This is a genomic window from Stenotrophomonas sp. 2201_Sma (assembly GCF_056486685.1).
This window is the reverse complement of sequence record NZ_CM151329.1, coordinates 2,426,963-2,442,469: the sequence shown is the minus strand read 5'-3', so window position 1 is coordinate 2,442,469 and position 15,507 is coordinate 2,426,963. Positions and strand designations below refer to the sequence as shown.

The following is a 15,507-nucleotide window of genomic DNA, read 5'->3' as shown; positions in this document are numbered from 1 at the left end:
CCATAAGGCTAGTCCAGCCCGGCCCGCAGCCGGTCGTACAGGCGGACCAGGTCGACCAGCGTGCGCGCGCCCATCTTGCGCATCACCTGGGCGCGGCGCACCTTCACCGTGATCTCGCTGACGCCCAGGTCCGCAGCGATCTGCTTGTTGAGCCGGCCCCGGACCACGCCATCCACCACGTCGCGCTCGCCGGCCGACAGCGACTCCCAGCGCTGCTGGAGGGCGCCCAGTTCGTCGCCTTCGCGGCGGCGCTGGCGATCGATGCCGATGCCCTTGTGGATCGCATCCAGCAGTTCCTGGTCGCGGAAGGGCTTGGTCAGGAACTCGATCGCACCGTCCTTGATCGCGTTGACACCCATCGCGATGTCACCGTGGCCGGTGATGAACACCACCGGCAGGTGCAGGCCACGCTGGCGCATGCCGCGGTGGAATTCCAGGCCGCTCTGGCCCGGCATGCGCACATCCAGCACCAGGCAAGCGGGCGCATCCAGCAGCGGTTGTTCGAGGAACGCCTGGGTGGACGCGAAGCCCCGTACCTGCAGGCCCATCGAGGCCAGCAGATCCTCCAGCGCCGCGCGCACCGAGGGATCATCGTCGATCACGTACACGATGGGCGCCGGCTCGACGGCCGGTGCAGCGGGTCTACGCATGGCGGTCCCCGATGGCAACAGGCAGGTCGAACACGAAGCAGGCGCCACCGCCGGCAACGCGTTCCGCGCGGATGTGGCCGTCATTGGCCTCGATCATGGAGCGGCTCAAGCTCAGGCCCAGGCCCAGTCCGCTCGACTTCGTGGTCCAGAACGCCTCGAACACGCGCTCCGGCTGTTCCGCCGGCAGGCCGATGCCACGGTCGCGCACGCTCAGGGTGATCCGTTGCCCGTCGCGCCGGCTCAGCAGTGACAGCCGGCGTTCGGCCACCGCTACGCCTTCCATCGCATCGACGGCATTGAGAATCAGGTTGCCGATCACCTGCTGCACCTGCACGCGGTCGGCCTGCACCGGCGGCAGGTCCGGCTCCAGCAGCAGGGCCACGGTCACCCCATGCTGGTCGAGTTCGCTGCGCGACAGCGCAAGCATTTCCTCCACGGCCTGATTCAGGTCGAAGGTGTCGCGCTGGGGTGCCGCACCCCGGGTCAGTCCGCGGATGCGGGCGATCACATCGCCGGCACGATGCGCGTCGGCGAGGATGCGTGACAGCGCCTGCCGTGCCTTGTCAACATTCGGCGGTTCCTGCGCCAGCCAGCGCTGGCAGGCGTCGGCGCTGCTGGCAATGGCCGCCAGCGGCTGGTTCACCTCATGCGCGATGGACGTGGTCAGCTCGCCGACGGTGGACGCGCGGGCGACCCGCAGCAGGCGTGCCTGCGCCTCCTGCACGGCGGCCTTGGCGGCTTCCATTTTCAGCGTCAGCCAGGTGGTGATGGCGATCACCAGCATGCCGATCACCGAATTGACCAGACCGATGCGGTAGGTGCCGAAACGCGTCAGCACGAAGCTCAGGCCGGTCAGGGCGACACAGGCTACGGCCAGGGCCAGCAATCCGCGCGGCGAAAGCACCCGCGAGGCTGCCAGGATCACCGCTGCATAGAAGCAGGCGGCTGCCACCGCGTAGTCGGTCAACGTGTCGAGCAGGAAGATCGCCACTACGGAGACGATCAAGGCCAGCAGCACCAGTGGACGGCGGGACGACAGCGAAGGCATCGGGACAGCTCCCTGGCGGGATGGAAAGGATAGCAAAGCTGGCTCTGCCTCCCGTGGCTGGGCGTGTGCACCTGGACGGCAGCGGCTGCCGCGCTGCACGTGCGCGCGATGATCTCGCGTCACTCCTCCAGGCTGGCATTCCAGAACCCCTGCAGGACGCCGGGCGTGGTGGATAACGCCGCCAGGACCGCATCCAGCTCGTCGCCATCGGCGGTGGTGGCATACAGCACCGCTTCGATCTCCACATCGCGCTCGCCGAAGGGATGGTGGTCCACCGCGCGCACGGGGTACTGGGCCTGTTCCAGCAACAGCAGCAGGCGATCCAGTACCTCGGCCTGCTGTTCGCGCTGGCAGACGACATTGATGGCATAGACAGCTTCGCTGAACGTCTCCGGCAAGGGCTGCCGCTGGATGCGGTTGACCACCGGCCGCAGCAGCGTGTTGGCGGCGAGCACGAACAGCGTGGCCATCACCGCCTCCGGCAACAGCTTGATGCCGGCACAGGCCCCCACTGCCGCCGAGCCCCACAGGGTGGCGGCGGTGTTCAGGCCCGAGACCTGCGCGCCCTCCTTCATGATCGCGCCCGCGCCCAGGAAGCCGACACCGGAGATCACGTAGGCGACCACGTGCAGCGGCGACGGCGGCCCGCCGTACAGGTCGTGGAAACGGACAGCCAGGTCGACGAACACCGCTGCGCCGACGGCTACCAGCGTGTTGGTGCGCAGCCCTGCGGTACGTTGGCGCAGCTGGCGCTCCAGGCCGATGGCGGCACCGAGGACGAAGGCGGTGGACAGGCTCAGCAGCGAGCCGAGCGTGGCGCCGGCGTTGAACGCGGGCAGGTTCAGGTTGATGGCGGACATCAGGATCTCCCCAGGCACGGCCGGCAACGCCTACTGCCAGCCGTAGCGACGGATGTAGAGCTTCTTCAGTGCAGTGGTCAGTGCGGCATAGCCGAACAGGATCGCCACCAGGAACGGCCAATACCCTGCCGGCAGTGCCTGCAGCCTGAAGTAGGCGGCCAGCGGGCTCATCGGCAGGATCACGCCCAGAGCCATGATCAGTCCCGTCATCAGCAGCAGCGGTGGCGCGGCGATGCTCTGCAGGAACGGCAGCTTCGGCGTGCGGATCATGTGCACGATCAGGGTCTGGGTCAGCAGGCCAACGACGAACCAGCCTGACTGGAACAGGCCCTGGTCGGCGGGTGTGCGAGCGTCGAACACATACCACATCAGGGCGAAGCAGCTGAGGTCGAAGACCGAGCTGATCGGTCCGAAGAACACCATGAAGCGGCCGATGTCCGCCGGGTTCCATTTCAGCGGCTGCCGCACCAGTTCCTCGTCCACGTTGTCGAACGGAATGGCAATCTGCGAAACGTCGTACAGCAGGTTCTGCACCAGCAGCTGCAGCGGCAGCATCGGCAGGAACGGCAGGAAGGCGGACGCTACCAGCACCGAGAACACGTTGCCGAAGTTGGAGCTGGCGGTCATGCGGATGTACTTGAGCATGTTGCAGAAGGTGCGCCGGCCCTGGATCACGCCTTCCTCCAGCACCATCAGGTTCTTTTCCAGCAGGATGATGTCGGCCGCTTCCTTGGCGATGTCCACGGCGCTGTCGACGCTGATGCCGATGTCGGCGGCGCGCAGCGCGGGCGCATCATTGATGCCGTCGCCGAGAAAGCCGACCACCTTGCCCTGCGCGCGCAGCTGGCGTACCAGTCGTTCCTTGTGCAGCGGCGTCAGGCGGGCAAACACGCGGTGGTGCTGCAGGGCGTGTGCCAGCGCTTCATCGCCCATGCGTTCGATCTGCGGGCCGGTCAGGATCGTGTCCGCGTCGAGTCCGACCTGGGCACAGACACGGGCGGTGACCAGTTCGTTGTCGCCGGTGAACACCTTGACCTCGACGCCATGCATCGCCAGTGCCTGCAGTGCCTGTGCAGCCGATTCCTTGGGCGGATCAAGAAAGGCCACGTAGCCGATCAGGGTCAGTCCACATTCGTCGGACTGGGTGTAGGTCGCCTGCTGCGCGCTGGTTTCCTTCATCGCCACCGCCACCACCCGCAGGCCCTGTTCGTTCAGTTCCTCGGTGGTCTGCCGGACCCGCGCCAGCCGCTGTTCGTCCAGTGGCATGTCGTGGCCGTTCTCGCGCACGGTGGAGCACACCGCGAGCATCTCCTCGACCGCGCCCTTGCAGATCAGCTCATGGTGATTCCCGCATTCGGATACCACGACCGACATGCGGCGGCGCTCGAAGTCGAACGGTATCTCGTCCACCTTCCGGTAGTCCTGGCTCAGGCGCAGCGAGCTCTGCAGTTCCACGTGCTCCAGCACGGCGCGGTCCAGCAGATTGATCAGGCCGGTCTGGAAGTGGCTGTTGAGATAGGCGAACTTCAGCACGTCTTCCGAGTCACGGCCGAACACGTCGGTATGCCGTTCCAGGGCGATCCGGTCCTGGGTGAGCGTGCCGGTCTTGTCGGTGCACAGCACGTCCATGGCACCGAAGTTCTGGATGGCGTCCAGGCGCTTGACGATCACCTTGCGGCGCGACAGCAGCACCGCCCCCTTGGCCAGGGTGGAGGTGACGATCATCGGCAGCATTTCCGGGGTCAGGCCGACCGCCACCGACAGGGCAAACAGGAAGGCTTCGGTCCAGTCACCCTTGGTCCAGCCATTGACCAGCAGCACGAACGGCACCATCACCAGGGCGAAGCGGATCAGCAGCCAGCTGACACTGTTGACCCCGGCCTGGAAGGCCGTGGGCGCACGGTCGCTGGCGATGCTGCGCTCGGCCAGAGTGCCGAAATAGGTGCGGTTGCCGGTAGCCAGTACCACTGCGGTGGCCGTGCCGGAGACCACGTTGGTACCCATGAACAGCAGGTTGTGCTGATCGAGCAGGCCGGCCTGCGCATCGCCCGGATGGGCGAACTTCTCCACCGGCAGTGATTCCCCGGTCATGGCCGCCTGGGCCACGAACAGATCCTTGGCCGACAGCACCCGGCAGTCGGCCGGAATCATGTCGCCGGCCGAGAGCACGAGGTGATCGCCGGGTACCAGCTCGCGGATCGGCAGGTCCAGCAGCCGTGAGGGCCGCCGGCTGTGCAGGTGCGCACCGAAGTACTGATCGGCCAGGTCTGCCGCTTCCGTTCCAGGGGTGCGCCGCAGTACACGCGCCGTGTTCCCCACCAGTGCCTTCAGCCGTTCAGCGGCGCGGTTGGAACGCCCTTCCTGGACGAAGCGGATCAGGGTGGACAACAGCACCATCGCGCCGATCACCACCGTGGCCTTCGCATCCTCCGTCAGCCAGGAGACCGCTGCCAGCACGGTCAACAGCAGGTTGAACGGATTGCGGTAGCACTGCCACAGGTGGCGCCACCACGGCAGTGGCTTTTCGTGATCGACTTCGTTCGGGCCGAGGGCGGCCAGCCGTTCGTCCGCCTGGTGCTGGCCCAGGCCATCGGCGTGCGAGTCCAGCCTGCTCAGCAGGTGCGCTTCATCGAGCTGCGCCAAGGTGACCAGTCCGGCGGTGAGGTTGAACGGTACGCTCCCGCTGTTGCCGGGACCGAAGCCGGCTTCGGGCATCGCCCGGCGCCGGAACAGGTTGCCGGCGCGCCGGCTGCGCAGGAAAGCGTTGAACCAGGCATTGAGCAGGCTCATGGGGAACTCCTTGATGGGGCCGGCGCAGGACCGGCACGCAGGGGGCAGGGCGTCGCGTCGCCGTTCAGGCGGAGCGCAGGGCCAGTACGTCAGGCGACCAGGGCTGCATGCGAAGGCGCTGGCTGCCGCCGATGCACAGCGGCTTCATCGCGTCGCGGAGGGGGTAGGGCAGATGGCGCAGGACGCTGATGCGCTCGCTGATCGGCAGCAACGAAAGGACGTCGGCCACCACGCGTGGCGAGCCCAGCGCCAGCGAACGCGCAAACAGCACTGGGCCATGCACCCACAGCTGGCTGCGCAGGGCGGTGACATCGCGCGTACCCATCAGGCGGCGCAGGGTGATGTAGAGGGTCTTGCAGGACATGGGGGCACTCTCCAGGCAGGTGCGCCTGGCGGCCCCCCGCACTCACGCAGGCAGGGACCGGCCGCCAGGCGCCCGGTACGGGCGGAAACAGGCAGGCAGGGGCGCGTTGCGCCCGGCAGGGTCGGGATCCATCGGCGTCTCCGTGCAGGTGGGAAGGGGCTGCCGGGCGCGTTTCCCGGCGGTGGTGCCATTGTCGGCCGCTGGCCGGGCACGGCCTAGAGGCCCGTGGGTTAGCGTCGCTATACCTTGGTATAGCGGCCGCAGTCGAAGCTGACGGAATTGTCAGGCAGGCGACAGCATGGTGCCGGAGGTTGCCACCCAGGATGACGGCAGGCCTGCGCAGACCGGCGCGGGCACCGGATTGGACCCCCTGCCATGCGATTGCCTGATGTCACTGCGCTGCTGCGCCGCCGCCACCTCGCGCTGGGAGCGGCACTGCTGGTTGCCCTGTTGCTGGCGATGTTGTTCCACGGCGTTTCCCGCGGCGACGCACAGCCCAGCGCGGCACCACCACCGGTACCGGTGGTCACCACGCGCGTCGAGCAGCGTGATGTCCCCCACTGGCGAAGCGGCGTCGGCACGGTGCAGTCGCTGCAGAGCACCGTGCTGCGCCCGCAGGTGGATGGCGTGCTGACCGAAGTGCTGTTCGAGGAAGGGCAGAAGGTGCGCAAGGGGCAACTGCTCGCGCGTATCGATGATCGTGCCATCCGTGCCGGTCTGGGCGGTGCACAGGCGGCGCTGGTGCGCGACCGCGCCACGCTGGACGCGGCGCGCTCGGATCTGTCACGGCTGCAGCATCTGTCCAGCGACCAGCTGGTGTCGCGGCAGATGCTGGAGCAGCAGGCCGCCACCGTGCAGCAGTTGCAGGCCACCGGCCGCGGCAACCAGGCTGCGGTGGACGCAGCACAGGTGCAGCTCTCGTATACGCGCATCGTGGCGCCGATGGACGGCCGCATCGGCCTGCGCCAGGTGGATCCGGGCAACCTGGTGCGCGCCAGTGATACGCAGGGGTTGGTGACCGTGCAGCAGACCGATCCGATCTCGGTGGTGTTCGCGCTGCCGCAGGACGCGCTGCCGCAGCTGCGACAGGCGCTCGCCGCAGGCGGCGCACAGGTGCAGGCACTGGACCGCGAGGGTGGCCAGCTGCTGGCTGAGGGCACGTTGCAGGTGATCGACAACCAGGTGGACGAGGCCTCCGGTACGGTGCGGCTGCGCGCGCGCTTCAGCAATGCGTCCGACCAGCTGTGGCCCGGACAGCTGGTCAGCGTGCGGGTGCGCACCGGTCAAAGTACGGGCGCGCTGGTGCTGGATGCCGCGGCGATCCAGCGTGGCGTGCAGGGCAGCTTCGTCTACCGCGTGGTCGCTGATGGCAGCGTGGAATCGCTGCCGGTCACGGTCGGTGAACAGGACGGCGGGCAGGTGGTCGTGCAGGGTGAGCTGCGGGTCGGCGACGTGGTGGTAAGCGACGGACAGTCGCGGCTGCGGCCGGGCACGGTGGTGGCCGAGGCCAAACCCGCCGCAGCGCCTGCAGCGGTCCGGCGCGGGGCGGCACCGTGAGCGCGCGCACCTCGCTGTCCAGCTGGTTCGTTCATCACCCGGTCGCCACGACCCTGTTGACCCTGGCGGTGGTGCTGCTGGGCGTGGCAGCATTGCCGCGCCTGCCGGTGGCGCCGTTGCCGGAGGCTGAGTTCCCGACCATCCGGGTCAATGCCAATCTGCCCGGTGCCAGCGCCGAGACCATGGCCTCGGCGGTGGCCACGCCACTGGAAACCCAGCTGACGGGCGTGCCCGGCATCATCGAGATGACCTCGACCAGTGCACTGGGCAGCACTTCGATCACCCTGCAGTTCGATCTGGAAAAGAACATCGACACGGCCGCGCAGGAAGTGCAGGCGGCGATCAACGCCGCCGCCGGCCGCCTGCCCAGTGAACTGCCGAACATGCCGACCTGGCGCAAGGTGAATCCGGCCGACAGTCCCATCCTGGTGCTCAGCGTGGTGTCGACCCAGATGTCGATGACCGAACTGAGCGATCTGGCCGAGAGCCGCCTCGCACGCTCGATCAGCCAGATCAGCGGCGTTTCGGAGGTCGGCATCGTCGGCCAGCAGCGTCCGGCGATCCGCATCCAGGCCCAGCCGGAGCGGCTGGCGGCGATGGGCCTGACCCTGTCCGACCTGCGTGGCGTGGCGCAGAACGCCAGCCTCAACCAGGCCAAGGGTGCACTGATGGGCGAGCAGCGCACGTCCACCTTCGAAGCCAACGACCAGCTGTTCAGTGCCCAGGACTACCGGCGCCTGGTCGTTGCCTATCGTGACGGCGCACCGGTGGCGCTGGGTGATGTCGCGCAGGTGATCGACGGCGCCGAGAATGCCTACGTGCAGGCGTGGCCGAACGGCCAGCCTGGGGTCGGCCTGATCATCAGCCGGCAGCCCGGCGCGAACATCGTGCGCACCACCGATGCGGTGCTGGCCGCCTTGCCGGAACTGAGCGCGAACCTCCCGGCCAGCGTCGATGTGGAGGTGCTCAACGACCGTACGCGCACCATCCGCGCGTCGCTGCACGAAGTGGAGCTCACCCTGGTACTGACCATCGTGCTGGTGGTGCTGGTGATGGGCCTGTTCCTGCGCCAGCTTTCCGCCACGCTGATCGTCGGCGCGGTACTGGTGGTCGCGCTGGTGGCGACCTTCGCCGCGATGTACGTGGCCGGCTTCAGCCTCAACAACCTGACCTTGGTGGCACTGGTGGTTGCGGTCGGCTTCGTGGTCGACGACGCGATCGTCGTGGTGGAGAACATCCACCGTCACCGCGAGGCCGGGCTTGGTCCGGTGGACGCCGCCCTGAAGGGCGCCGGCGAAATCGGCTTCACCGTGGTCTCGATCAGCCTGTCGTTGATTGCCGCCTTCATCCCGCTGCTGTTCATGGGCGGGGTGGTCGGGCGCCTGTTCGCCGAGTTCGCGCTGACCATCACCGTGGCGATCCTGATTTCCATCGTCGCCTCGCTGACCCTGGCACCGATGATGGCCGCGCACCTGATGAAGCGCATGCCGGCGCACCGGGACAGCGAGCGGACCCTGGCCGGGCGCCTGCTGGCCGGCTACGACCGCAGCCTGCAATGGGCCCTGCGCCGCCAGCGGCTGGTGCTGGCAGGCTTCGGCCTGACCGTGGCGGTGGCGGTGGCCTCTTACATAGTGATTCCCAAAGGCTTCTTTCCCCTGCAGGACACCGCCTTCGTGTTCGCCACCACCGAGGCGGCGCAGGACATCGGCTACGAGGACATGGTGGCCAAGCACCAGCAGCTCGCGCGCATCGTTGCGGATGATCCGGCCCTGCAGGCCTACAACCACGCGGTCGGCGCCACTGCCGGCAGCCAGACGCTGTCCAACGGCCGCTTCTGGTTCGTGCTGAAGGACCGCGGCGACCGCGATGTGGACGTGCACGGCTTCATTGACCGGGTGCGGGCGAAGATGGCCAGCGTGCCCGGCATCACCGTGTACATGCGCGCGGCGCAGGACATCAATCTCGGCGCCGGGCCGGCGCGGACGCAGTACCAGTATGCCCTGCGCGGACAGGACAGCCGCGAGCTGTCGCAGTGGGCCGAGCAGCTGACCGAGCGGCTGCGGGGCCTGCCGCAGCTGCGCGACGTGTCCAATGACCAGCAGGTCGGCGCCAGCGTGACCCGGCTGGAGATCGACCGCACGGCAGCGGCGCGCTTCGGCCTGACCGCCAACGACATCGACCAGGTGCTCTACGATGCCTTCGGCCAGCGCCAGATCAACGAGTTCCAGACTGAAACCAACCAGTACCGGGTCATCCTGGAAATCGCGCCGGGCATGCTGGGGCAGGTCGATGCGCTGTCCTACTTCCACCTGCGTTCGCCGCTGACCGGGCAGATGGTGCCGCTGTCGGCCGTGGCCCAGGTGCAGCCCCCGGGCAATGGTCCGCTGTCGATCAGCCATAACGGCATGCTGCCGGCGGTGAACCTGTCCTTCAATCTGGCCCCCGGCGTTTCACTGGGCGAAGCGGTCGGCCTGGTGGAGCAGGCGCAGGCGCAGATCGGCATGCCTGCCAGCATCAGCGGCCGCTTCCAGGGCACGGCACAGGCCTTCCAGGAGTCGCTGGCCAGCCAGCCGCTGCTGATCCTCGCGGCCCTGCTGGCGGTCTACATCATCCTCGGCGTGCTGTACGAGAGTTTCGTGCACCCGCTGACCATCCTGTCCACTCTGCCGTCGGCCGGCATCGGCGCGGTGCTGATGCTCTGGCTGTGGGGGCTGGACTTCTCGATCATGGCGCTGATCGGCATCGTGCTGCTGATCGGCATCGTCAAGAAGAACGGCATCCTGATGGTCGACTTCGCCCTCGACGCACAGCGCAACCGCGGGCTGGCGCCGCTGGAGGCGATCCACGAGGCCTGCCTGACCCGGTTCCGCCCGATCATGATGACCACGCTGGCCGCGTTGCTCGGTGCCATTCCGCTGATGATCGGTTTCGGTACGGGTTCGGAACTGCGCCAGCCGCTGGGCGTGGCGGTGGTCGGTGGCCTGCTGATCAGCCAGCTGTTGACCCTGTACAGTACCCCGGTGATCTACCTGGCCCTGGACCGCCTGTTCCTGCAGCGTCGCCGCGAGCGCAGGGAGGCGGCGGGCGCTGCCCTGGCGGACCCTGGATGAAACTGCTGATCGTGGAAGATGAAGGCAAGACCGCCCATTACCTGCGCACCGGCCTGGGCGAGCAGGGCTGGGCGGTGGACCTGGCTGCCGACGGTGTCACCGGCCTGCACCTGGCGCGCGAGTTCGACTACGACGTGATCGTGCTGGATGTGATGCTGCCGGGCATGGATGGCTTCAGCGTGCTGCGCGAGCTGCGCCGCAGCAAGCAGACACCGGTGATCATGCTGACCGCGCGCGACCGCGTGGATGATCGCGTGCACGGCCTGGGGCAGGGCGCCGACGACTACCTGGTCAAGCCGTTCTCGTTCATCGAACTGCTGGCGCGGCTGCAGGCCCTGGTGCGGCGTGGGCGCCAGCAGGAGCCGACCGAACTGCAGGTGGGCGATCTGCAGGTGAACCTGCTGGCCCGGCGGGCCTACCGCGATGGCTCGCGGCTGGACCTGACCGGCAAGGAGTTCGCGCTGCTGGCGCTGCTGGCACAGCGGCGGGGCCAGATCCTGTCCAAGACGGTGATTGCCGCCCAGGTCTGGGACATCAATTTCGACAGCAATACCAATGTGGTCGAAGTGGCGATCAAGCGCCTGCGCGGCAAGATCGACGGCCCTTACCCGAGCAAGCTGCTGCATACCGTGCGCGGCATGGGCTACGTGCTGGAAGTGCGCGAGGACGAGGGTGGGCGGGGATGAGGATGTCGATCGCCCAGCGCCTGTCGGCGATGTTCGCGCTGGCCGCATTGCTGGTGTTTGCTCTGCTGGGCGTGGGCGTCTATGGCGTGCTCGAGCGGCAGGTGGTGCGGTACCAGCATGCGGAACTGCAGACCAAGCTGCACGCGGTCAGTGGCAGCGTCGCGATGTGCGACAGCACCGAGCGCTGGACCAAGGTGCGCGAGAAGGTCGGCAACCTGATCTCAGGCGACCGCGACACCCTGGTCTGGGCATGGAGCGAGAACCCCACATTCCGCATCGGCCAGGCAGAGCCGCAGGTGCAGGCCCCCGGCAAGGGTGACAACGGCATGGGCACGCTGCCGCGTGAGGGCGGGCACCCGCTGCGCACGCTGTATGAGCGGGTGCCGGGCAAGGGCGCGCGACCGGATGTGGACCTGTGGATCGGCATCGACTCGGAGCCCTATACGCAGGCGCTGCAGCGCTTCGGCGTTGCGTTGTGGGTGGCCGGCGGGCTGGGCGTGCTGCTGGTGGCCGGGCTTGGCTACTGGATCGCCCGGCTGGGGCTGGCCCCGCTGCGGGCGCTGTCCAACGAGGCACGCTCGCTCAGCCCGCAGCGGCTGTCGCAGCGCCTGGCCGCGCAGGGACTGCCGGCCGAACTGGGCCACCTCACGCAGGCCTTCAACGGCGCGCTGGATCGGTTGGAAGCAGCGTACACGCGGCTGGACGGGTTCAACGCGGACGTCGCGCACGAGCTGCGCACCCCCCTGGCCAATCTGATGGGACAGACCCAGGTGGCCCTGTCCCGTCCGCGTGATGTGGCGGCGCTGCAGGAGGTCATGCAGTCCAACCTGGAGGAACTGGAGCGCCTGCGTGCGATCGTCAACGATATGTTGTTCCTGTCGCGGGCCGGCCAGGGCGATATCGCGGTGGAAACGCGTCAGGTCCAGCTGGCAGACGAGGTCGCCACCGCCGGTGAATTCATGGAATTCCTGTTCGAAGAGGCCCAGCTGACGTTGCATGTCGAAGGCGACGCCATCGCCCGCATCGATCCGTCGTTGTTCCGCCGCGCGCTGACCAACCTGTTGCACAACGCCGTGCAGCATGCGCGTCCAGGCAGCGACGTGCGTGTGCAGCTGCAGTCCGAAGGCGAGGGCGTGCGGGTGGCCGTGCTGAATGAAGGCAACGGCATCGCCGCCGAGCATCTGCCCCTGCTGTTCGAGCGCTTCTACCGGGTCGACCAGGCCCGTGAGTATCGGGGCGAGCGCCATCACGGGCTGGGGTTGTCCATCGTCAAGGCCATCGCCGCACTGCATGGCGGCGAAGTGTTCGTGGCCAGTTCGGACGGTCTGACGACGGTCGGCTTCACCGTGGCACGATGAAGGAGCGATTCAGCCGGGCTGGCCGAAACGGTCGGCGAAGTCGTCGGTCGCGCGCACCAGCGCGTCGGTCGTGGCCGCTTCGTTCGCACTGTGGCCGGCAATCACCATCTCCAGCCTGGCTTCCGGCCACGCCTTGGCCAGTTCCCACGCGCTGCGTGGCGGACAGATGATGTCGTAGCGGCCCTGTACGATCACCGCCGGGAGGTGGCGGATCCGCTCCACATCGCGCAGCAGCTGGCCGGGCTCAAGGAAGGCCCCGTTGCGGAAGTAGTGCGCTTCTATCCGGGCCTTGGCCAGGGTATCCATCGGGTCGCTGCTGGATTCGGCGGTCACCTCGTGCTGCAGGGTCGCAGCATTGTCCTCCCAGCCCAGCCACGCCATTGCGGCAGCAATGCGGATGGCGGGGTCCGGGCTGTCCAGGCGTGTCCAGTACGCCTGCAGCAGGTTGCCGCGCTCGTCTTCGGGAATGTGCGCTTCATAGCGGTCCCAGCGCTCCGGAAATATCCAGCGCGCACCGCCCTGCGGCTCGGAAAACCATTGGTTCTCGATGTCCCGCCCCAGGTACACGCCGCGCACGATGAGGCCGGTGGCGCGGGCGGGATGGGCCTGCGCGTACGCCAGCGACAACGTCGAGCCCCAGGAGCCGCCATACACCAGCCAGCGCTCGATACCGAGGTGCTCACGTACCTTCTCGATATCGGCGACCAGTTCCTGCGTGGTGTTGTCGCGCAGTTCGCCGAACGGGGTGGAACGGCCGCTGCCGCGCTGGTCGATCAGCACGATGCGGTACCGCGCCGGGTCGAAGAAGCGACGATGCGTGGGTGAGATGCCGGCACCGGGACCGCCATGCAGATACACCACCGAATGCCGTCGGGCGTCCCGCACTCTTCGACATGCAGGGTGTGCAGCGTGCTCACGGGCAGAGTGTGCTCGCGATAGGGCGTGATCGGGGGATACAACGTGCGCATGATGGACGTCAGTGGACCGGGGCCTGACAGCATACCCCCGGCGCGCGCCTACAATGGCGTCATGTCCAGGCAGCCCACTCTCGACGATCTGCGCCGCTACGCGGTGGCGCGCACCCTGTTCCCGCCAACAACGTTGATGGCCGCGATCCGGCGGCTGGGCTTCGTACAGGCCGATCCGATCCGCGCGCCGGCCCGGGCACAGGATCTGACACTGCGGCATCGGGTGAAGGACTATCGGGCCGGTGACCTCGAGCGGCGTTACCCTCGCCTGCCGGTAGAGGAGGACTGCCTGGTCAACTACGGCTTCCTGCCGCGCGAGTACCTGGCGTTGATGCATCCCCGCGTCGCCCGGCGCGCATGGGACGCGGACACCGAACGCCGTGCGGCGGATGTGCTGGCGTTCGTGCGCGAACGTGGCAGCGTGCATCCGCGCGAGGTCGACCAGGCGTTCGCGCACGGCCGGGTGACCAACTACTGGGGCGGCACCAGCAACGCCAGCACGCATCTGCTGGAGGGCATGCACTATCGCGGCCTGCTGCGGGTGCAGCGGCGCGACAGCGGAACGCGCATCTACAGCGTGGCCGAGCATGCGCCGGCGGAGGACAGCGAGGACGGGCGCGTGCGGCGCGCGGCGGCACTGGTCGCGCTGATCGTGCGCAAGTACGCGCCGCTTCCATCGGCCAGCCTGACCTACCTGGCCCGGCTGCTGGGCTACGGCGCACCGCATCTGGCCGAGCAGACCCGGCAGGCGCTGAAGCTGGCGAAAGAACAGCTGGCGAGCGCTACCGTGGAGGGCACCACGTGGTACTGGCCGGCGGACGAGAATCCGCGCTCACGACGGCATGCGCCGGACGAGCAGGTACGCCTGCTGGCGCCGTTCGATCCGGTGGTCTGGGACCGCCGGCGGTTCGAGCTGCTGTGGGGCTGGGTCTACAGGTTCGAGGCCTACACGCCGGCGCCCAAGCGCCAGTATGGCTACTACGCGCTGCCGATGTTGTGGCGCGAGCAGGTGGTGGGGTGGGCCAATGTGACTGTCCGCGACGGCCAGCTTGAGCCATCGCTCGGCTATGCGGGGCGCTCACTGGCGCGCGACCGGCTGTTCCGCAGTGCGCTGGAGGATGAGCTGCAGCGCATGGCGCTGTTTCTGGCGGGCGGGCGCGGGGCCGGGTAGCGCTCGCAGCAGGCTGCTGTGGGCGCGTTCGCGATGATCGCCGGGCGTCGTTTCGATGACCTCGACGGCGCCTGCATGACGGCGCAGGCACAGTGGTAGCTCTGCCCGCCGGCTTCAGGAGTTCTGCATGGCCCGCCGCAAGACGCTGCGCATCGCCACGTTCAACGTCAACGGTATCGGCACGCGCTTGCCCCATCTGCTTGCCTGGCTCGACAGGACATCGCCGGACGTGGTCGCATTGCAGGAGCTGAAGGCCACGGATGCTGCATTCCCGGCCGATGCGCTGGAACAGGCCGGCTACGGTGCACTGTGGCTGGGCGAAGCGCGATGGAATGGCGTGGCCCTGCTGGCAAGGGATGCGGTGCCGGTGGAAAGCCGGCGGCGGTTGCCGGGCGAACCGGCGGATGTGCAGAGCCGCTATCTGGAAGCGGCGGTGCACGGCATCGTCGTGGGTGGTCTCTACCTGCCCAACGGCAATCCCCAGCCGGGCCCCAGGTTCGACTACAAGCTGCGCTGGATGAAGCGCCTGATCCGTCACGCGCGCAGCCTCGTCGATCTCCCGCACCCTGCAGTGCTGCTGGGCGATTTCAACGTCATCCCCACCGAGGCCGATGTGTACGACCCGAAGGCATGGCGCCGCGACGCGCTGTTCCAGCCGGAGGTGCGCGAGCAGTTCGAGCATCTGCTCGCGCAGGGCTGGACCGACGCCCTGCGCAGCGTGCACGGTGACAGCACGATCTACACATTCTGGGACTACTTCCGCCAGCATGCCGAGCGCGACCGGGGACTGCGCATCGATCACCTGCTGCTGAACCCGATCCTGGCGGCACGTATGGTGGATGCAGGCGTGGATCGTTGGGTGCGCCTGCAGGACAAGGCCAGCGATCACGCGCCAACGTGGGTGACGGTGCGCACCTGATCCGGATCCGGCGTTGTCTGTCGGCA

General features: G+C 67.9%; 11 protein-coding genes and 1 pseudogene. 6 read left to right on the top strand and 6 right to left on the bottom strand.

The features are described 5' to 3' along the window. Positions 1-8: 8 nt before the first annotated feature. The 5 genes from ACZLIF_RS11470 to ACZLIF_RS11450 form a co-directional block, all read right to left on the bottom strand. The gene (locus ACZLIF_RS11470; protein WP_065182324.1) at positions 9-650 is read right to left on the bottom strand and encodes a response regulator transcription factor; all 642 of its coding nucleotides are present in this window, start codon (positions 648-650) and stop codon (positions 9-11) included. Further along, entirely contained in the window at positions 643-1,698 is a 1,056-nt protein-coding gene (locus ACZLIF_RS11465) for a sensor histidine kinase (protein WP_128989685.1), read from the bottom strand. Before ACZLIF_RS11465 ends, ACZLIF_RS11470 begins: the two co-directional genes overlap by 8 nt. Before the next feature lie 119 nt (positions 1,699-1,817). Next, positions 1,818-2,558: an MgtC/SapB family protein gene (locus tag ACZLIF_RS11460; protein WP_065176105.1), complete on the bottom strand. Its 741-nt coding sequence runs from the start codon at positions 2,556-2,558 to the stop codon at positions 1,818-1,820. Positions 2,559-2,588: 30 nt separating this feature from the next. Beyond that, entirely contained in the window at positions 2,589-5,348 is a 2,760-nt protein-coding gene (gene mgtA / locus ACZLIF_RS11455) for a magnesium-translocating P-type ATPase (RefSeq protein WP_478461960.1), read from the bottom strand. 64 nt (positions 5,349-5,412) lie between these two features. Continuing rightward, positions 5,413-5,712 (bottom strand): hypothetical protein, encoded by a 300-nt coding sequence (locus ACZLIF_RS11450; RefSeq protein ID WP_065182320.1) that lies wholly within the window; start codon positions 5,710-5,712, stop codon positions 5,413-5,415. Between the two features lie 375 nt (positions 5,713-6,087). Between ACZLIF_RS11450 and ACZLIF_RS11445 the strand changes: the two genes are divergently transcribed. From ACZLIF_RS11445 to ACZLIF_RS11430, 4 genes are read left to right on the top strand one after another with little or no spacing between them, the layout of a single operon-like run. After that, positions 6,088-7,269 (top strand): efflux RND transporter periplasmic adaptor subunit, encoded by a 1,182-nt coding sequence (locus ACZLIF_RS11445; RefSeq protein ID WP_128989689.1) that lies wholly within the window; start codon positions 6,088-6,090, stop codon positions 7,267-7,269. Continuing rightward, positions 7,266-10,379, top strand: a complete 3,114-nt coding sequence (locus tag ACZLIF_RS11440) for a multidrug efflux RND transporter permease subunit (protein ID WP_053515917.1) — start codon at positions 7,266-7,268, stop codon at positions 10,377-10,379. Before ACZLIF_RS11445 ends, ACZLIF_RS11440 begins: the two co-directional genes overlap by 4 nt. Further along, positions 10,376-11,065: a heavy metal response regulator transcription factor gene (locus ACZLIF_RS11435; protein ID WP_053515914.1), complete on the top strand. Its 690-nt coding sequence runs from the start codon at positions 10,376-10,378 to the stop codon at positions 11,063-11,065. The genes ACZLIF_RS11440 and ACZLIF_RS11435 overlap by 4 nt, the downstream gene beginning before the upstream one ends. A gap of 2 nt (positions 11,066-11,067) precedes the next feature. Beyond that, on the top strand, positions 11,068-12,423 hold the full coding sequence (locus ACZLIF_RS11430; RefSeq protein ID WP_478461959.1) for a heavy metal sensor histidine kinase: 1,356 nt from the start codon (positions 11,068-11,070) through the stop codon (positions 12,421-12,423). 9 nt (positions 12,424-12,432) lie between these two features. Here the strand turns inward: ACZLIF_RS11430 and pip are convergent. After that, a pseudogene (gene pip / locus ACZLIF_RS11425) lies at positions 12,433-13,391 on the bottom strand (prolyl aminopeptidase). Between the two features lie 61 nt (positions 13,392-13,452). Here pip and ACZLIF_RS11420 point away from each other — a divergent pair. Next, a complete protein-coding gene (locus ACZLIF_RS11420; RefSeq protein ID WP_128989693.1) occupies positions 13,453-14,562 on the top strand; it encodes a DNA glycosylase AlkZ-like family protein in 1,110 nt (369 codons plus the stop codon). A gap of 127 nt (positions 14,563-14,689) precedes the next feature. After that, complete coding sequence (locus ACZLIF_RS11415; RefSeq protein ID WP_128989695.1) at positions 14,690-15,481, top strand: exodeoxyribonuclease III; 792 nt, start codon at positions 14,690-14,692, stop codon at positions 15,479-15,481. The last annotated feature ends 26 nt before the right edge of the window (positions 15,482-15,507 follow it).